The organism is Teichococcus oryzae (assembly GCF_008386565.1).
Taxonomy (GTDB): Bacteria; Pseudomonadota; Alphaproteobacteria; order Acetobacterales; family Acetobacteraceae; genus Pseudoroseomonas; species Pseudoroseomonas oryzae.
In genome coordinates, this window is sequence record NZ_VUKA01000001.1 from 589,066 (window position 1) to 604,952 (window position 15,887).

Genomic DNA, 15,887 nt, shown 5'->3' on the forward strand with positions numbered 1-15,887 from the left:
GTTGCGGGGCAGCATCGGCTTCGGCTAGCTTCCGCCGCACTCGCCCCGGACCCGGTGAAATCCCGGGTGGCTCCTCCGGCCGCCGATCCGCCGGATAACGCATCAAGGCACGGTGCCATGTGGCCGCCCCCCATGGGGCGGGGAAGCCATGCGCCGGCCGCGGACGACCTCATCCCATGGCAGCTCGCTTCCTTTCCCGTGACCGGGCCGAATGGTTCACCGGCTGGCGCGACCTGCGCCGCGACGTGCTGGCCGGCATGGTCGGCACCTTCGCCCTGATCCCCGAGGTGATCGCCTTTTCCTTCGTGGCGGGCGTCGCGCCGGAGGTCGGGCTGTTCGCCTCCTTCATCATCGGCGTGGTGATCGCCTTCACCGGCGGGCGGCCGGCGATGATCTCCGGCGCCGCCGGCTCGGTGGCGCTGGTGGCCGCCGCGCTGGTGGCCAGCCACGGGCTGCAATACCTGCTCGCCGCCACCGTGCTGGCGGGGGTGATCCAGATCGTCTTCGGGCTGCTGCGGCTCGACGTGCTGATGCGCTTCGTGTCGAAATCGGTGCGCACCGGCTTCGTCAATGCCCTGGCTATCCTGATCTTCTCGGCGCAGGTGCCGCAGATGGTGGGCGTCACCTGGCACACCTATGCGCTGATCGCCGCCGGGCTCGCCATCATCTACCTGGCGCCGCGCCTGACCACGGCGTTGCCATCGCCGCTGATCTGCATCCTGCTGCTGACCGGCCTGACCATGATGGTGCCGATGCCGGTGGCGACGGTCGCCGATCTCGGGCGGCTGCCGGATTCGCTGCCCTCCTTCCTGATCCCCGACGTGCCGTTCAGCCTTGAGACGCTGAGCATCATCGCGCCCTATGCCCTGGCCATGTCCATGGTGGGGCTGCTGGAATCGATGATGACGGCCAGCGTGGTGGACGACCTGACCGAGACCACCTCCTCCAAGTCGCGGGAATGCACCGGGCTGGGGCTGGCCAATCTGGGGGCGGGGCTGTTCGGCGGCATCGCCGGCTGCGGCATGATCGGCCAGACCGTGGGCAATGTGCGCTTCGGCGGCCGGGGGCGTGCCTCCACCTTCACCGCCGGCGCCTTCCTGCTGGTGCTGATGGTGGTGCTGCGGCCCTGGGTGGCGCAGGTGCCGGTGGCGGCGCTGGTCGCGATCATGATCATGGTTTCGGTGGAAACCTTCTCCTGGTCCTCCCTGCGCGACCTGCTGCGCCACCCGAAGGTGTCGAGCGTGGTGATGCTGGCCACCGTCGCGGTCACCGTGTTCACCCACAACCTGGCGGCGGGCGTGGCGGTGGGCGTCATGCTCAGCGGCGTGTTCTTCGCCTTCAAGGTCATGCGCCTGATGAATGTGCGGGCCGAATACGACGCGGCGACCGATACCCGCACCTACCGCGTCACCGGCCAGGTGTTCTTCGCCAGCGCCGAGATGCTGGCCGACAGCTTCGACCTGCGCGACACGGCGAAGCGGGTGCGGATCGACCTCACCGCCGCGCATCTGTGGGACGTGACGGCGGTGGGCGCCCTGGAAGGGGTGGTGACCCGCCTGCGGCGCCGCGGCGCCGAGGTCGAGGTGATCGGGATGAACGCCGCCAGCGCGGTGCTGGTGGACCGGCTGGGACCGCAGATCCAGGCCGGATGAGGCTTGCCTGCCGCCGCCATCCCTGCTGAAAGGCCGCGCTTTCGCGGCCTGGAGGCGGATGGCGGATGACGGCGATCATCGGACTGGATTTCGGCACCACCAACAGCGTCATCTCGCTGCTGGATGAGGAAGGGCGCAGCACCACCGCGCGCTTCGCCCTCGGCGGGGAGGAGCTGGAGGTGTTCCGCTCCGTGCTCTGCTTCTGGGCCGACACGGCGCGCGGCAACGCGCTGCGGCACGAGGCCGGCCCGGCGGCCATCGAGGCCTATCTGGAGGACCCGCTGGCCAGCCGCCTCATCATGTCGATGAAAAGCCACCTGGCCACGTCGAGCTTCACCGAAACCCGCATCTTCGGCCGCGCCTACAGCCTGGAAGGGCTGATCGCGCTGTTCCTGCGCGCGCTGCTCGGCGCGGCGGGGGAGCCGGCACCGGACGCGCTGCTGGTGGTGGGCCGCCCGGTCCGCTTCGTGGGCGAAACGGCGGATGACGCCCTGGCCGAGCGCCGCCTGCGCACCGCCTTCGCCGAAGCAGGGCGCCCGGCGCTGCATTTGGCGCTGGAGCCGCAAGCCGCCGGCACCCGCTTCGCCGCCACGCTGGATGGCCCCGCCATCGTGCTGGTGGGCGATTTCGGCGGCGGCACCAGCGACTTCTCCATCCTGCGCTTCGATCCGGCCGGGAACGGCGTCACGGCGCTGGGCCATGCCGGCGTCGGCATCGCCGGCGACGCGCTGGATTACCGCATCATCGACAAGGTGGTTTCCCCGGCCCTGGGCAAGGGCGACACCTACCGCGTCATGGGCACCGACCTGCCGGTGCCGCCCGCCTTCTTCTCCAACTTCGCGCATTGGCACCGGCTTTCCATGATGCGCGGCCCGAAGACGCTGCGGGAGATCGGGGAGGTGGCCCGCCTGTCCGCCGATCCCTCCAAGCTGCGCCACCTGATCACCCTGATCGAGGATGAGGCGGGCTATGGCCTCTACCGCGCGGTATCTGGCGCCAAGGCGGCGCTGTCCGGCGCCGACCACACGCGGCTGGTCTTCGAGCATGAAGGCTTCCATGTCGATGCCGAGGTGACGCGCGCCGATTTCGAACGCTGGATCGCGCCGGAACTCGGCCGCATGGCGCAGGCCATCGATGCCGCCCTGGCCGATGCCGGGCTGGAGGCGGGCGATGTGGACCGCGTCTTCCTGACCGGCGGCACGTCCCTGGTGCCGGCGGTGCGGCGGCTGTTCGATAAGCGTTTCGGCGCCGAACGGGTGGCCGGCGGCGGCGAGTTCGTTTCGGTGGCCGAGGGGCTGGCGCTGATCGGCCGCCAGTTCGTCCTACAATAGCACCAGGTCGTCGCGGTGGATGATCTCGTCGCGGCCGCGCCAGCCCAGGATGTCCTCGATCTCGGCAGATCGCCGGCCGGCGATCTGCCGCGCGGCATCGGAATCATAGGCGGACAGGCCGCGCGCCAGCTCCGCGCCCGCCATGTCGCGCACCGAGACCGGGTCGCCGCGCCCGAAGCTGCCACTGACCTCGCGCACCCCGGCGGGAAGGAGCGAGCTGCCTTCGCGCAGCGCCCGCGCCGCGCCGTCATCCACCCGCAGCACGCCGAGCGGCGCCAGGGAGCCGGCGATCCATTGCTTGCGGGAGGTCCGCCCCTCGGGCGCCGGCAGGAACCAGGTGCAGCGGGCGCCGTCGCGCAGCGCCGCCAGCGGGTTGTCACGCTTGCCCAGGGCGATGGCCATGGCGCAGCCGGCGCTCGTCGCGACCTGCGCCGCGATCAGCTTGGTGCGCATCCCGCCCGAGGAATAGCCCGGCGGCGGCTCGCCCCCCATGGCCATGATGTCGTCGGTCAGGCGTTCCACCACCGGCAGGTGCTCGGCCCGGGGATCGTTGCGGGGGTCGGCGGTATAGAGGCCGTCGATGTCCGACAGCAGCACCAGCGCGTCGGCATGGATCATCTCGGCCACGCGGGCGGCCAGGCGGTCATTGTCGCCGAAGCGGATCTCGGTGGTGGCGACGGTGTCATTCTCGTTGATCACCGGAATGCAGCCGAGGTCGAGAAGGGTGCCGAGGGTCGCGCGGGCATTGAGGTAGCGGCGGCGGTCCTCGCTGTCCTCCAGCGTCAGCAGCAATTGCGCGGCGTTGAGCCCGTGCCGCGACAGCGCCGCCTGCCAGGCGCCGGCCAGCCGGATCTGGCCCACCGCGGCGGCGGCCTGCTTTTCCTCCAGCCGCAGCTTGCGCCGCGTCAGCCCGAGGGCGCGCCGGGCCAGGGCAATGGCGCCCGAGGACACCAGCACCACCTCCGCCCCTTGCGCCCGCAGCGCCGCCACATCGGCGGCCACGGAGGCGATCCAGCCTTCGCGCGGCGCGGCGGTGTCGGCGTCCACCACCAGGGCGGAGCCGATCTTGACGACGATGCGGCGCGCGGCCGCGAGGCTGGGTTGCTTCAGGTCCATGGTGTGTGCTGCCGCGGCGGGGGAGGGCGGCCTTAGCACAGGCCCCAGGCGGCCGCGAGGGGCAGGCTCGGCCGGTCTGCGGGGCCGGGCCTTGTTGCGCCGGCGCTGTCCAGTCCATGCTGCCGCGTGGAGCCAGGCCGCAGAAAGGGACAACGAATGAAGCGATACATGATCGAACGGGAACTGCCGGGCGTCGGCTCCATGAAGCCGGAACAGCTGAAGGAAACAGCCATCACCTCGAACAAGGCGCTGGCGCAGCTCAACGGGCGCGCCCAGTGGATCGAATCGTTTGTCGCCGACAACAAGACCTTCTGCATCTATCTGGCCGAAGACGAGGCAGCGGTGCGGGAGCATGCCGAACTCAGCGGCTTTCCCGTCAGCAAGGTGACGGAGCTGCGCATCATCATCGATCCGACCACCGGCGGCTGAGCGCCGCCAGGCCGGCTCAGCCCTGCTCGGCGCGGGCCGCGTGGATGGTGTCGGCCAGCCGGCGCAGCACCTCCGGCACGCCTTCCTGCGTGGCGCCCGAGATCAGCGCGACGGGCTTGCCGGTGGCGCGCTCCAGCGCCCGGACGCGGCTCGTCCGCCCCTGCGGGGTCATGGCGTCCAGCTTGTTCAGCGCCAGGATCTCGGGCTTCTCGGCCAGGCCACCGCCATATTCCTCCAGCTCGGCCCGCACCGTCTCATAGGCGCGGACGGGGTCGGGCTGGCTGCCATCGATGAGGTGCAGCAGCACGGCGCAGCGCTCCACATGGCCAAGGAAGCGGGTCCCGAGGCCGGCGCCTTCCGCCGCCCCCTCGATCAGGCCGGGAATGTCGGCGAGGACGAACTCCTCGGTGGCGTTCAGCCGCACCACGCCAAGCTGCGGCGTCAGGGTCGTGAAGGGATAATCGGCGATCTTGGGCTTGGCCGCGCTGACCACGGACAGGAAGGTGGACTTCCCCGCATTGGGCAGGCCGACCAGCCCGGCATCGGCGATCAGCTTCAGCCGCAGCCAGAGCCAGCGCTCCTCGCCCGGATAGCCCTTGTCGGCGCGGCGGGGGGCGCGGTTGGTGCTGGTCTTGTAGTGGGCGTTGCCATGGCCGCCATCGCCGCCGCGGCAGATCACCGCGCGCTGGCCTTCCTGCACCATGTCGGCCAGCACGGTTTCCTTGTCCTCGGCCAGGATGACCGTGCCCACCGGCACCTTCAGGACCACATCGTCCGAGCCGGCACCCGTGCGGTCGGCGCCGGCGCCATTGCCGCCCTTGCGCGCCTTGAAGTGCTGCGCGTAGCGATAGTCGATGAGGGTGTTCAGGCCCGGCACAGCCTCGACGACGATGTCGCCGCCCTTGCCGCCATTGCCGCCATCGGGGCCGCCGAACTCGATGTATTTCTCGCGGCGGAAGGCGATCACGCCATCGCCGCCGTCACCGGCCTTCACCCAGATCTTGGCTTCGTCGAGGAACTTCATCGGGGGGAGGGGTCCAGTGGATGCGGGCGCCCGGGGCGCCAAATACGAAAACGGGGGCCGCGAGGCCCCCGTCCATGCTTCGTGTCGTGCCGAGGGCGGCGCGGTTACTCGGCGGCCTGCGCCAGCGGCTCCACGGAAACGTGGACGCGGCCTTCGGCACGGCGGGTGAACTTCACCTTGCCCTCGACCGCGGCGTGGATCGAGTGGGTGCGGCCGAGCAGCACATTGGTGCCCGGGATCATCTTCGTGCCGCGCTGGGTCACGATGATGTTGCCTGCCAGCACATGCTCGCCACCGAACTTCTTGACGCCGAGGCGCTTGCCCGCGGAGTCGCGACCGTTGCGGGAGGAACCGCCAGCCTTTTTGTGAGCCATGGGGAGTGTCTCCTACGGAAGCCGGATCAGGCCGCGTTGATGGCGGAGATGCGCAGCACCGTCTGGTGCTGGCGGTGGCCGTTCTTGCGGCGGCTGTTCTGCCGGCGGCGCTTCTTGAAGATGATGACCTTGGCGCCGCGGTTCTGCTCGACCACGGTGGCGGTCACGGTGGCGCCGGCGATGGTGGGCGCGCCAACGGTCAGGCCGGACTCGCCGCCAATGGCCAGCACGTCCTGGAAGGTGATGGTGGCGCCGGCTTCGGCCTCGAGGCGCTCAACGGTCAGCACGGCGTCCGGGGTGACGCGGTACTGCTTGCCGCCGGTGCGGATCACTGCGTAGGTCATGGTTCGCCCTGAATACTCTGCCGTCTGGCCTGATCTGAAACGATGGTCGGCCGAGAACGGCCATCGGCGGAACCGAAAGGCCCCGCCGGGAGGAGCCGCCTATAGCGCTCCGGAGCCCCGGGAGTCAACGTCGCCGGCCGAAGCGCCGCGGAGGATTTCCGCACTTTCCGGCGCCGCGTCCGTTGCATGGCCGCCCGTGGCACATTATACCCCGCCCCGCCCGACGGCCAGGGCTTCACCGCGGAGAGGTGACAGAGTGGTCGATTGTGACGGTCTCGAAAACCGTTGTCCTCGCAAGGGGACCGTGGGTTCGAATCCCACCCTCTCCGCCAAAATTCCCGTCTGACTCTAGCTTCATGACAGGCTTCGGCCTGGCCGGCTCTGTCAGTCCCGGTTCTGCGTTCATCACAGCCACGCCTGTGTCCCGAAGGCAGGCTGGAGATGCCAGCCGCAGGTCCGGCCGCCTTGATGGCAAAGCCGGATTATGTCATGATTCAAGACATTGGCGGGGCAGATGCCAGGACAACGGACATTGCGCCGGCTCAGCTATACGCTGCACGGAAATCAATGTGCGGAAGCCGTTGGCTGCCATGGCCGGACCCGCCGAAGGGGCGGTTGCCCCTTCGAATGACCCGAACATTGCGGCGCGCCGGCACCCTCACCACAATCTGCGCTGCCCTGGAGGCAGCAGGGGTGGAGTTCCTCCCTTAGACGGGGGGTAGGGTTGGAGAGTGGCCAGGGAAGGCCGATAAGCGAGAAGGCCGTGAAAACAGCTCGCCCTTATCTCGATCACTGAACAAGGATTCGCCCATGCGTAAGCCGAACTACAGCTTTGAACGGTCCCAGCGTGAGGGCGCCAAGCGGAAGAAGGCCGAGGCGAAGCTCCAGAAGAAGCAGGAGCAGAGCGCCGAGAAGAGCGAGGCTGGTGACGACCTTAAGGAAGCGCATCCCGAGGGTCAGGTCGGGGATGGCCCTGAGGTGGCAGAACGGTAGGCCATCCTAGCGAGGCTTCAGCGGCTTCGCGGCCCTGGACAGGGAGAATGACTTGCCGATCTTTGAAGCCCTCGACTGGATCAGTCAGAACCGCACGGGCGTCATCGTCATGGTGGCGGTGATGTTCGTGACGCTGTGGCTGCGGAGGCGGTGACGCTGCCGCAATCCGCCCTTGTTGCGCCGGCTGGCGTCAGGGCATAGCGGAAGCGCCCTGGCAAGCCGGGGCGCCCGCCCTTGCGTCGGGCGCCTTGGTGGCTGAACGCATTCAGGGCGGAAATGACTTTCGCATTTTCCGGCCCGAAAGCGCGCTGTGCCTGTCAGGATGCCCGTCAGGATGAAGGGGCGTCATCGCTCATCCTCCAGACCATCGCTCCGCAAGCAATGGCGGCGGACATCGACAGCGCGGCCCAGGCACCTGCGCCTTCCAGCATGGTGCCAAAGAGCGGTGCGCCGGCCGTCTGGCCGACGGCGATCGCAAGGAAAGGAATGCCCAGCCCGAGCTGGGGCTGGTCCTGAAGGAGCATAGTTCCCCGGATCAGGAGAACGCCGCTGGAAACGATATAGGCGGCGCCAAACAGGGCCATCGCCGCAAAGGCGAGGAGGGGAGCCGCCGTCGCCGCCATGAGCAGGCCGTAGCCAAGGGCCATTGCCAGAAGTGCCGCCCGGTGCACGGAACCGATCCCGAAACGCGCAACCAGGATGCCCGTCAATGCGCCGGCCAGCCCGCCAAGGCCGAGCGCGATCCAGGCCAGCGGAATGCGCGCTTCCGGAAAGCTGAACTCCCCGCGCAGCATGTCGGCGCCGAATGTCCAGATGGCGGTGCTCGATGCGCCCATGAGGAAGGCGGCCGCGCACAGGCCGGCAAGGCCTGGCCTCGCCAGCGTCCGGGGCGAAACGCAGCCAATCTCGCGCCCGGGCGAACCAGCCGGCATCGCGAACCATAGCCAGGCCGTCACGGCGACGCCGATCAGGGTGAACAGCGCGTAAAGCTCGCGCCATGCCGCCGCGAGGGCCAGTGCTGCCGCGCCGGAGAACACGATCCCTGCCGCCGTGCCGGCATTGATCATGCCGTTCGCCTTCGGGCGCGTATGCTCGCTGAATTCCCGGGCCACGGCGGATGCCAATGGCGGAGAGGTGAAGCCCGTGCTGAGGCCGGCGAGCGCGATGGCGGCCGCCAGCACCAGGGCGGAGGGGGCAAGGGCGACGAGGCCGACGCCTGCCGTCGCGGCAAAGCCGGCGAGCATGGCTGTGGCCCGCTCCCCCAGCTTCGCGCCCGCCAGGGAGGCGAAAGCGATGCCGATGCAATATGCCCCGAAGGCGCCGCCGCCGATCCAGCCCGCCGCCCCCGCGCCAAGCGAAAGATCCGCGCGGATCTGCGGCAGCAGAAGGCCATAGGCGAAGCGGGCCAAGCCATAGGACAAGGCCGTCAGCGCGAAGGCCGCGGCGACAAGGTTGCCGCCTTTCAAGGCCGGTGGCTCTTCGCGGCTTCGATCAGGGAATGGGCGGCCGCCCTGGCCTCATCGACAACCGAAAGATCCGCGACGCTGGCCGCCGCCGTGGCACCTTCGAAAAGAAGCCAGATCTGCGTCGCCAGGCCGGCATCCTTCCACCCCAGCGCCGCTTCCACCCGGCGCGCGATCATTTGCCGGAACTCGTCCTTCTGCCGTCGCACCAGCGCGACGATCTCCCCATTGGCTGCCGCGTATTCCGCCCGGGCGCGCAGGAGCATGCAGCCCCGGGCACCGTGCTCCGCGAGCCATTGCCGCAGCGTCTCGAACAAGGTGGCGACGGGATCGGCGCCCTTTCCCGCGGCCTCCAGATGGGCGCCGAAGAGGCGGTGCCGTTCCTCAAGAACGGCAAGCACCAGCCCGTCCTTGGAGCCGAAATGCTTGTACAGCGTACGGGTGGAGGCGCCGGACGGCGCCAGCACCTTGTCGACCCCGATGCCTCGAAAGCCATCCGCCTCGAAGGCGCTGGCGGCACAAGCAATGATGTCTGCCCGTTTGTCCATGGGCACAATGTAAAGCGTTCGTTTTACATCGCAAGGAGCCAATTCCGCCTCCAAGCGGCGATGCCCTTCCGCCGCGGAGAACCATCTCCTGCGGAACAGCCCCCGGCGGCCTATATGGAAGGAAACCGGTCAGCACCATTTGCGCCGCCTCCGGCCCCGGATAGCCGGACCTTGCCGCGCCGCCACAGGATCCATGATGAGCAAGAAGTCTGCCGCTGTTCGAAAGCCCGCCCGGGTCAACCTGCCGAAGCAGGCCCTGACGCGCCTCGCGGAGGTGATCGGCCGCGGCGCCACGCCGGACCGGGTGGCGCGGGAAGTGCAGGCTATCGTGGCGGCCTGGCGTTCCGACGCCGGGCTGGACCAGGGGGAGGTCAGCGACCACCTGACCGAATGCTGCGAAAGTCTGGCCGAAGGCGTCGAGGCGGCGCGCATGCAGATGGACGATGTCGACAGCAGCGACAAGGCGGCGACCGCCCAGGGTGCCCGCTCCCTCGCGGCGCTGGAAGCCGCCTATCGGGCAATGAGCGAGGCCAGCCGCCGCTAGGATGACCGGCCTGATGCCGCCGCTCAGCCGTCGCGGCGTGGACGGGCGGCCAGTTCGCAAAGGCGCTCGGTGACCTTGTAGGACTCCACGAAAGCTTCCACCGGCAGGAATTCGAAGCGCGAATGGAAGTTGTGGGCGCCGGTGAAGTAGTTGGGCGTCGGCACGCCCCGCGCCGAAAGGGCCGACCCGTCGGTGCCGCCGCGCATCGCGATCACCTTCGGGGCGATGTTCATGTCCTGCAACGCCTGGAAAATCAGGTCCACGCAGTGCCGGTCATTGCCCAGCGCGGCGTCGATGTTCTGGTAGCTGTCCTCGATGCGGTACTCGATTCGTGCCTTGGGATGGCGCGCCCGGATGACCTCGACGGCTTCCGCGACAAAGGCCTTCCGCTCCGCGAACCGTGTTCCGTCATGGTCGCGGATCGACATCTGCAATTGGGCGGTGCTCTGGTTGCCGGAGATGCCGTTGCACCACCAATAGCCCTCGCGCCCCTCGGTCCTTTCAGGCGTCTGCATCGGGTCGAACAACTGCACCAGCTCGGCGGCGACCAGGATGGGGTTCACCAACACACCCTTCGCCGACATGGGATGGGCTGTCACCCCCGTGATGTCCACGGTCACGGCGGCTGCATTGAAGGTTTCGTAAACGACCTCTCCCCGTTCGCAGCAATCGATCGTATAGGCGAAGGCGACAGGGAACCGCGCCAGATCCATCACCTTCGCCCCGCACAGGCCGATCTCCTCGTCGGGAACGAAAGCGACAATGATGTCGCCATGCGGCGTGCCGCCATTCTTCAGCCGTGCCATCAAGGTCATCACAACGGCGATGGCCGCCTTGTTGTCCGCGCCCAGCACGCTGGTGCCGTCACTTACCAGGATCTCCTGCCCGCGATAGGGCAGGATTTCCGGATGCTCGCCCACCCGCAGCCAGATGTCCTGGCTTTTGTTCAGCAGCAGGTCGCCACCGTCGAAGGCCAGGCGCTGTGGCCTGATCTCCGGCGACAGCCCGACATCCACCGTGTCCAGATGGGCGACAAAGCCGATGCAGGGGGCTTCCGGCAGCGTTCCCGGAAGCCTGGCGGTCAGGATGCTGTGCCGGTCGAGATGGATGTCCTCCAGGCCGATCGCTTCCAGCTCCGCTTTGAGCATCTCCGCCAGCCGCCGCTGCCCGGGCGTGCTCGGGATGGCGTCCACTTTCGCGTCGCTCTGGCTTTCCACTGCGAGGTAGCGGAAAAATCGCTCGATCAGCTGCTCGGCGAGGGGTTCGGCCATGGAAAGGCTCCTGATCGGTGTGGGCCCGTGGATCTGCGCGCATCATCGCATCGCGCATGCGGACGTCAAACCGCCAGGCGCCATGATCCGATCCGGCTGAAAGGGGCCTTCCCCCGAAACGGGCACGGCCGTGCCGTCGCTCCAGGGGAGGGTGTTCCGTGGCTCAGGCGCGCCGCACGTTCCAGAACAGCGCCGGTCCGCCCTTGAGCACGCCGGTGATGCTGCGGCGATAGGCCTGCTGCGGGCGCTGGAGGCCCAGCGGGATGAAGGGCGCCTCCTCCCACACATTGCGCTGCAATTCCTCGGCGATCCGCTTCTCGGCCTCGATGTCCTCGGCCTCGAACCATTCGTCGCGCAAGGCCTCGCGCTTCGGGCTTTCGGGCCAGCCGGACCAGGCATTGGCGCCGTTGCCGCGCAGCGGCTGGTGGCTGCCGGGCACGGAGGTGTCCATCCCTTCCCAGGTGGTGCAGAAGGCGCTGAAGCCGCCCTGTTCCACGGGGCCACGATTGGTGCGCCGCTGGATCTGCGTGCCCCAGTCCATCGCCAGCAGGTCCACATTGAAGCCGACGCGGCGCATCAGGTCCGCGGCGACCTCCGTCATGGCATTGAGGTTCGGCAGGTCGGTGGCCGAGAGAAGCACCACGCGCTCGTTGTTGTAGCCGGAGTCGCGCAGCAATCGCTTCGCCTTCTCCAGGTCGCGCGGACCGGTCAGGATCTCCAGCCCCGCGTCATTGGCGAGTGGCGTGCCCGGGGTGAAGGCGCCGGCCGGAATCCCATACAACTCGGGGTCGGTGCCCATCGCGGCCTGCATGAAGGCTTCCTGGTCCACCGCCGGGAACAGGGCGCGCCGCACCGCCGGATTGTTGAAGGGCGGATGCAGGTGGTTGAAGCGCAGCACGCCGAAGGCGCCGAAGGTGTTGATCGTCTCCACCGCGATCTGCCGGTTGCGCCGCAGGATCGGCAGCAGGTCCGGCAGGGGCGTTTCCCACCAATCCACCTCGTTGTTCTGCAGCGCGGCGGCGGCCGTGGCGGCATCGGGCATGACGCGCCACTCGACGCGGTCGAAATGCACCTGCTTGCCACCGGCCAGCAGGTCCGGCGCTTCCTGGCGCGGCTGGTAGCCGGCGTTGCGCTCGAAAACAGCCAGGCTGCCTGCCACCCATTGGTCGGTCAGGAAGCGGTAGGGGCCGCTGCCGGTGAAGTCGGTGACCTGGGTGAAGGGATCGGTCTGCGCGACGCGCTCCGGCATGATCACGCAGATATTCGCGCCCACCTTGCCCAGCGCCCAGGTCAGCCCGTTCCAGGGCCGCTTGATGCGGATGGTGAAGCGGTCATCCGAAACGGCCGTCATCTCATCCAGCAGCACGTCGAGGCGCTGGCCGAGGACGTCGCGCTTCGACCAGCGGCGGATCGAGGCGACGCAGTCCCGGGTGCGGACGGGCTCGCCATCGTGGAAGCGCAGGCCGGGGCGCAGGGTGACCGTGTGGGTCAGCCCGTCCTCGGACACCTCATGCCCCGCCGCCATCTGCGGCCTGACCTTGAAATCGGCGCCGATGCCGAAGAGCGTGTCATAGACCATCAGCCCGGCATTGCGGGACAGGACGGATGTGCCCCAGATCGGGTCCATGCTGGCGAGATTGCCTTGCGGCACGAAGCGCAGCGTGCGCGCCGCGCTGCCCTGCGCCAGGGCCGGCGCGGACAGCTGGCCCGTCCCAATAGCCGCGGCCGCGCCGGCGGCCGTTTTCAAGAAGGTTCTGCGATACGCCACCCTGGCTTCCTTTTTCCTGTTTCCCCGGTGATGGGGCTGCGCTGCCAGACTGCCTCCGGCATGGCCGTGGAACAAGCGAGCCACCCGGCCGGCCCGCACGTTGCAAAGACCGGGAACACCTTCCTCAGGATTGCCTGCCTTCATGGCCATCGCAGAACTGTTCTGGCCGGATGACCGGGCCGGAACAGCGAAGCGGTTCACCGCTTCCTGCGGGTCACTCAAGTTTCGGTATGCGCTCTTCGCACCGCCTCCAGGTCCAGCTCGCCCCGCGCGCCCCAACCCGTCACATCCACCGGCACTTCGGGCCTGAAGCGTTCATACAGCCGGAAGCCGATGCGATTCAGTTCCCGGGGTTCGTAGCGATCCGCCAGTTCCTCCATGGCCGCCCTCACGGCCGGCAGGCTCTGGCCGAAGGCCCGGGCGACATAGGCATGGACCGGCGCCGGGGGTGCGGGCTTGCCGTCTCCCGCATCCGCCAGCACCTGGCCATCCGCGTCATGCGCCAGCGGCACCTCCTTGCCCAGCAGGCGGGTGGTTTCCCGCGATGCGAGGCGGGCCGCATCAGCCTCATGCCTGGTGCCATCGCTCAGGCCCAGGCGGCGTGCCTTGGCGCGCGCCGCCGTGCCCGCCACATGGCTGGCAAGGCTGAGCGCCGTTTCAGGGGGATGGCCCAGGCGTTCGGCGACCACGATGGCCCAGAGCGTCAGGACCGGCGCCCGGTTCACCCGGATGCGCCGAGGCATGGAATCAGGGGCCATGGACCTGCCTTCTCAGTGCTTCGATCGGGCGCCTGCTGAGGCGCGCCAGTCTTTCATTGTTGCTGGTGAACGCCGGAAGCGGGGTCGCGGATGAAAGCAAGTCTCTCAACTTGTCGCCGCCGGCGACCGCGGTGATGTTGCCGCCGCGGCCGGAAGGAAGCATGGAAGGCCAGTCGGAAAATCGCCCTTTCAGGTTTAAGATCAGAAAAAGTATTTCAACCGAAAGGTGATTGATAGAGCCCTTCCTTTGGCCCTGGCGCTTCTGTCGTGGAACAAGAATGGAGGCGCTGGGCACGCCTTTCACATTCATGGCAGGACCAGGAAGCTTCCGCGAGGAAGCGGCGTTCATTCACGGACAGCAAGGAGAAGCCTTGCCATGATGGCGCAATTCTACCGTGAGCAAAGAAGCCGGTTGCCACTGTTCCGGCCTCGTCTTCGCGGAACCATGCTGGGTTTCATTGTACTGCTGCTTTGGTGCATGACGGTGGCCCTGGGCGTGTTCGTTGTGGGCCTGGTCTGGTTCTCCGGGCCTTATCTGGCCGGCGGCTGAGAACTGCCGCGCCCTCCGGGCGTGGCAGCCTCAAGGCCGTTCCATCGGATCGGGATCAGGCCGGGCCACGCCCCGCTGCAGAAGCGGAAGACCACGGTCAGCTGCCGCCGAAGCCCTTTCCGGCGACGCGATATTCCGGCCGCGGCGGGCTGAAGATATCGAGCACGCGTGCGCCTTCGGGTCCGGCTCGCATGGTGTGCGGAACCCCGCCCGGCGTTCGCCAGAAATCGCCCTTCCGGACCGGGATCTCCTCGCCGCCCTGGATGCGCACGGCGGTCCCTTCCAGCAGCACGCCCCATTGCTCTTCCGGATGCTGGTGCAACTCCCCCGCCGCATCGGGCGCAATGGTGACAATGGAAAGCATGGCCTGTTCGCCGGCGAAGATGCGCGTCGTCACCCCGGCCGCGAGTTCGCGGAAAATCCCCCCCGTCTCGTTGTCGAGGTTATGGAATTCTTTTGATTGGCTCATGATGGTTCCTTCTTTGAACAACGGGATGCTGGGCCGGTGCCCCGCCCAAAGGGCGCCGGCATCGCGCGGGTGGTCCGCGACGCATGAGAAAGGCCGGATATTCAGCGGGCCGCGCCTGTGCCGCCAGCCATGTTCGGCCTCAGGACCGTGCCATCATCAATCCGGCCGCACATTGTGGGCGCGTGCCACGCCGCCCCAGATGCGGATCTGGCTTTGCACAAAGCTGGCCAGCGCCGGCGCGTCTCCGAGCACCAGCTCCGCCTGGTTCAGTTCCTGGAATTGCTGGGCGATGCGCGGTTCGCGATAAGCTTCGATCAGGGCGGCCTGGAAGCGCGCAACAATGGGGGCCGGAATGCCTGCCGGCCCGAACACGCCCCACCAGGCTTCGGCGGTCAATTCGGGAAAGCCGGATTCCATGGCTGTCGGCACCGTCGTCAGGGCCGGCAGGCGGCTGCTGCCGAGTTGCATCAGGGGGCGCAGCGTGCCGGCCGAGACATGGGGGGCGAGCAGGGCGGCGCTGCCGATCATCAGATCGACATGCCCCGCGACGGCATCGTTCACGGCAAGTCCGCCGCTGCGATAGGGCAGGTGGGTCAACTCGACCCCCATGCGCTGGGCCATCATCAGCATGACCAGGTGGCCGATCGTGCCATTGCCGGTCGAACCGAAGGACACGCCGCCGCGCCGCGCGGCATTGAAGATATCGGTCATGCTGCGATAGGGCTTGGCCGGCTGGCAGGCCGTGACATAGGGCGCGCGGCCGATCTGGGTGACGGGAACCAGGTCCTTCTCCAGATCGAAGGAAAGGTTCGGAACCAGGATCGGCATGAGGGCGTGCGAATCGAAGGTCAGCAGCCAGGTATGCCCGTCCGGCCGTGCCTTGGCGGCGGCATCGGTGCCGATGCTGCCTGCGGCGCCGCTGCGGTTCTCGATGATGATGGGCACGCCGAGGCGCTGCTGCAGGCCGGGTGCCGCCAGGCGCGCCACGGCGTCGGTGGAGCCACCCGGCCCGAAGGGCACAACGATCCGGATGGGCTCGCTGGGCCAGCTGCCGGTGGCGGCGGTGCCTGTGCGCGCCGCGCCGAGGGGCAGGGCCCCCATGGCGGCCATGACGGAACGCCTCGTCCAAGAGGTCATCGACCTGTCCTCCCTCCTTGCGCCTTGAGCGGCGCTTCGGACCAACGCTGACGCCAGTCGGGGCCGGTGTCCATCCGGTTTGGTCGGAAGAAGGTCGCGCTCCTGGCCGAAGCCAC

Annotated in this window: 18 protein-coding genes, 1 tRNA gene and 1 other annotated feature; of the genes, 7 read left to right on the forward strand and 12 right to left on the reverse strand. The window is 68.3% G+C overall.

Annotated elements, in window-relative coordinates:
- The first annotated feature begins 44 nt into the window (after window positions 1-44).
- Window positions 45-100, forward strand: a sequence feature (sul1 is cis-regulatory element that is thought to sense ions involved in sulfur or methionine metabolism; They are found in Alphaproteobacteria).
- 76 nt (window positions 101-176) lie between these two features.
- Complete coding sequence (locus F0Q34_RS02725) at window positions 177-1,652, forward strand: SulP family inorganic anion transporter (RefSeq protein ID WP_149810587.1); 1,476 nt, start codon at window positions 177-179, stop codon at window positions 1,650-1,652.
- A 65-nt stretch (window positions 1,653-1,717) separates the two neighbouring features.
- Complete coding sequence (locus tag F0Q34_RS02730) at window positions 1,718-2,983, forward strand: Hsp70 family protein (RefSeq protein WP_149810588.1); 1,266 nt, start codon at window positions 1,718-1,720, stop codon at window positions 2,981-2,983.
- Here F0Q34_RS02730 and proB read toward each other — a convergent pair.
- Entirely contained in the window at window positions 2,975-4,099 is a 1,125-nt protein-coding gene (gene proB / locus F0Q34_RS02735) for a glutamate 5-kinase (RefSeq protein WP_149810589.1), read from the reverse strand. The two genes, F0Q34_RS02730 and proB, sit on opposite strands and share 9 nt — an antisense overlap.
- A 168-nt stretch (window positions 4,100-4,267) precedes the next feature.
- On the opposite strand from proB, the gene F0Q34_RS02740 reads away from it, so the two are divergent.
- Complete coding sequence (locus F0Q34_RS02740; RefSeq protein WP_206667940.1) at window positions 4,268-4,528, forward strand: DUF4242 domain-containing protein; 261 nt, start codon at window positions 4,268-4,270, stop codon at window positions 4,526-4,528.
- 16 nt (window positions 4,529-4,544) lie between these two features.
- Here the strand turns inward: F0Q34_RS02740 and obgE are convergent, their stop codons facing one another.
- The 3 genes from obgE to rplU form a co-directional block, all read right to left on the reverse strand.
- Window positions 4,545-5,552, reverse strand: coding sequence for a GTPase ObgE (gene obgE / locus F0Q34_RS02745; RefSeq protein WP_149810591.1), 1,008 nt, complete (start codon window positions 5,550-5,552; stop codon window positions 4,545-4,547).
- Window positions 5,553-5,656: 104 nt separating this feature from the next.
- Window positions 5,657-5,926, reverse strand: a complete 270-nt coding sequence (gene rpmA / locus F0Q34_RS02750) for a 50S ribosomal protein L27 (protein ID WP_149810592.1) — start codon at window positions 5,924-5,926, stop codon at window positions 5,657-5,659.
- Between the two features lie 26 nt (window positions 5,927-5,952).
- On the reverse strand, window positions 5,953-6,270 hold the full coding sequence (gene rplU, locus F0Q34_RS02755) for a 50S ribosomal protein L21 (RefSeq protein WP_149810593.1): 318 nt from the start codon (window positions 6,268-6,270) through the stop codon (window positions 5,953-5,955).
- 242 nt (window positions 6,271-6,512) lie between these two features.
- On the opposite strand from rplU, the gene F0Q34_RS02760 reads away from it, so the two are divergent.
- Both F0Q34_RS02760 and F0Q34_RS02765 read left to right on the forward strand, forming a co-directional pair.
- A tRNA-Ser gene (locus tag F0Q34_RS02760) sits at window positions 6,513-6,602 on the forward strand.
- A 478-nt stretch (window positions 6,603-7,080) separates the two neighbouring features.
- Window positions 7,081-7,263 carry a hypothetical protein gene (locus F0Q34_RS02765; protein WP_149810594.1) on the forward strand — a complete coding sequence of 61 codons (183 nt, stop codon included), beginning with the start codon at window positions 7,081-7,083 and terminating at the stop codon, window positions 7,261-7,263.
- 329 nt (window positions 7,264-7,592) lie between these two features.
- Here F0Q34_RS02765 and F0Q34_RS02770 read toward each other — a convergent pair whose 3' ends face one another.
- Both F0Q34_RS02770 and F0Q34_RS02775 read right to left on the reverse strand, forming a co-directional pair.
- Window positions 7,593-8,729, reverse strand: coding sequence for an MFS transporter (locus tag F0Q34_RS02770; RefSeq protein ID WP_149810595.1), 1,137 nt, complete (start codon window positions 8,727-8,729; stop codon window positions 7,593-7,595).
- The gene (locus F0Q34_RS02775; protein WP_149811236.1) at window positions 8,726-9,274 is read right to left on the reverse strand and encodes a TetR/AcrR family transcriptional regulator; all 549 of its coding nucleotides are present in this window, start codon (window positions 9,272-9,274) and stop codon (window positions 8,726-8,728) included. Before F0Q34_RS02775 ends, F0Q34_RS02770 begins: the two co-directional genes overlap by 4 nt.
- Window positions 9,275-9,470: 196 nt before the next feature.
- On the opposite strand from F0Q34_RS02775, the gene F0Q34_RS02780 reads away from it, so the two are divergent.
- Window positions 9,471-9,818, forward strand: coding sequence for a hypothetical protein (locus tag F0Q34_RS02780; RefSeq protein WP_149810596.1), 348 nt, complete (start codon window positions 9,471-9,473; stop codon window positions 9,816-9,818).
- A 23-nt stretch (window positions 9,819-9,841) separates the two neighbouring features.
- Here the strand turns inward: F0Q34_RS02780 and pepT are convergent, their stop codons facing one another.
- The 4 genes from pepT to F0Q34_RS02800 all read right to left on the reverse strand — a co-directional run bounded on the left by pepT (window position 9,842) and on the right by F0Q34_RS02800 (window position 13,964).
- Entirely contained in the window at window positions 9,842-11,089 is a 1,248-nt protein-coding gene (pepT, locus tag F0Q34_RS02785) for a peptidase T (protein WP_149810597.1), read from the reverse strand.
- 163 nt (window positions 11,090-11,252) lie between these two features.
- On the reverse strand, window positions 11,253-12,857 hold the full coding sequence (locus F0Q34_RS02790; RefSeq protein WP_241665285.1) for an ABC transporter substrate-binding protein: 1,605 nt from the start codon (window positions 12,855-12,857) through the stop codon (window positions 11,253-11,255).
- Window positions 12,858-13,075: 218 nt separating this feature from the next.
- Entirely contained in the window at window positions 13,076-13,615 is a 540-nt protein-coding gene (locus F0Q34_RS02795; RefSeq protein ID WP_149810598.1) for a hypothetical protein, read from the reverse strand.
- Entirely contained in the window at window positions 13,605-13,964 is a 360-nt protein-coding gene (locus tag F0Q34_RS02800) for a hypothetical protein (RefSeq protein ID WP_149810599.1), read from the reverse strand. Before F0Q34_RS02800 ends, F0Q34_RS02795 begins: the two co-directional genes overlap by 11 nt.
- A 27-nt stretch (window positions 13,965-13,991) precedes the next feature.
- On the opposite strand from F0Q34_RS02800, the gene F0Q34_RS21710 reads away from it, so the two are divergent.
- A complete protein-coding gene (locus F0Q34_RS21710) occupies window positions 13,992-14,165 on the forward strand; it encodes a hypothetical protein (RefSeq protein WP_161600760.1) in 174 nt (57 codons plus the stop codon).
- Between the two features lie 97 nt (window positions 14,166-14,262).
- On the opposite strand, the gene F0Q34_RS02805 is transcribed toward F0Q34_RS21710, so the two are convergent.
- Together F0Q34_RS02805 and F0Q34_RS02810 are read right to left on the reverse strand one after the other, a co-directional pair.
- Entirely contained in the window at window positions 14,263-14,634 is a 372-nt protein-coding gene (locus tag F0Q34_RS02805; protein ID WP_149810600.1) for a cupin domain-containing protein, read from the reverse strand.
- Window positions 14,635-14,790: 156 nt separating this feature from the next.
- Window positions 14,791-15,771, reverse strand: coding sequence for a Bug family tripartite tricarboxylate transporter substrate binding protein (locus tag F0Q34_RS02810; protein ID WP_161600761.1), 981 nt, complete (start codon window positions 15,769-15,771; stop codon window positions 14,791-14,793).
- Between the last annotated feature and the right edge of the window lie 116 nt (window positions 15,772-15,887).

Bases quoted from the DNA above. Each gene is read 5' to 3' on its own strand.
- F0Q34_RS02725 (WP_149810587.1), top strand. From the start codon at position 177: ATGGCAGCTCGCTTCCTTTCCCGTGACCGGGCCGAATGGTTCACCGGC.
- F0Q34_RS02730 (WP_149810588.1), top strand. From the start codon at position 1,718: ATGACGGCGATCATCGGACTGGATTTCGGCACCACCAACAGCGTCATC.
- proB (WP_149810589.1), bottom strand. From the start codon at position 4,099: ATGGACCTGAAGCAACCCAGCCTCGCGGCCGCGCGCCGCATCGTCGTC.
- F0Q34_RS02740 (WP_206667940.1), top strand. From the start codon at position 4,268: ATGATCGAACGGGAACTGCCGGGCGTCGGCTCCATGAAGCCGGAACAG.
- obgE (WP_149810591.1), bottom strand. From the start codon at position 5,552: ATGAAGTTCCTCGACGAAGCCAAGATCTGGGTGAAGGCCGGTGACGGC.
- rpmA (WP_149810592.1), bottom strand. From the start codon at position 5,926: ATGGCTCACAAAAAGGCTGGCGGTTCCTCCCGCAACGGTCGCGACTCC.
- rplU (WP_149810593.1), bottom strand. From the start codon at position 6,270: ATGACCTACGCAGTGATCCGCACCGGCGGCAAGCAGTACCGCGTCACC.
- F0Q34_RS02765 (WP_149810594.1), top strand. From the start codon at position 7,081: ATGCGTAAGCCGAACTACAGCTTTGAACGGTCCCAGCGTGAGGGCGCC.
- F0Q34_RS02775 (WP_149811236.1), bottom strand. From the start codon at position 9,274: ATGGACAAACGGGCAGACATCATTGCTTGTGCCGCCAGCGCCTTCGAG.
- F0Q34_RS02780 (WP_149810596.1), top strand. From the start codon at position 9,471: ATGAGCAAGAAGTCTGCCGCTGTTCGAAAGCCCGCCCGGGTCAACCTG.
- pepT (WP_149810597.1), bottom strand. From the start codon at position 11,089: ATGGCCGAACCCCTCGCCGAGCAGCTGATCGAGCGATTTTTCCGCTAC.
- F0Q34_RS02795 (WP_149810598.1), bottom strand. From the start codon at position 13,615: ATGGCCCCTGATTCCATGCCTCGGCGCATCCGGGTGAACCGGGCGCCG.
- F0Q34_RS02800 (WP_149810599.1), bottom strand. From the start codon at position 13,964: ATGAACGCCGCTTCCTCGCGGAAGCTTCCTGGTCCTGCCATGAATGTG.
- F0Q34_RS21710 (WP_161600760.1), top strand. From the start codon at position 13,992: ATGATGGCGCAATTCTACCGTGAGCAAAGAAGCCGGTTGCCACTGTTC.
- F0Q34_RS02805 (WP_149810600.1), bottom strand. From the start codon at position 14,634: ATGAGCCAATCAAAAGAATTCCATAACCTCGACAACGAGACGGGGGGG.
- F0Q34_RS02810 (WP_161600761.1), bottom strand. From the start codon at position 15,771: ATGACCTCTTGGACGAGGCGTTCCGTCATGGCCGCCATGGGGGCCCTG.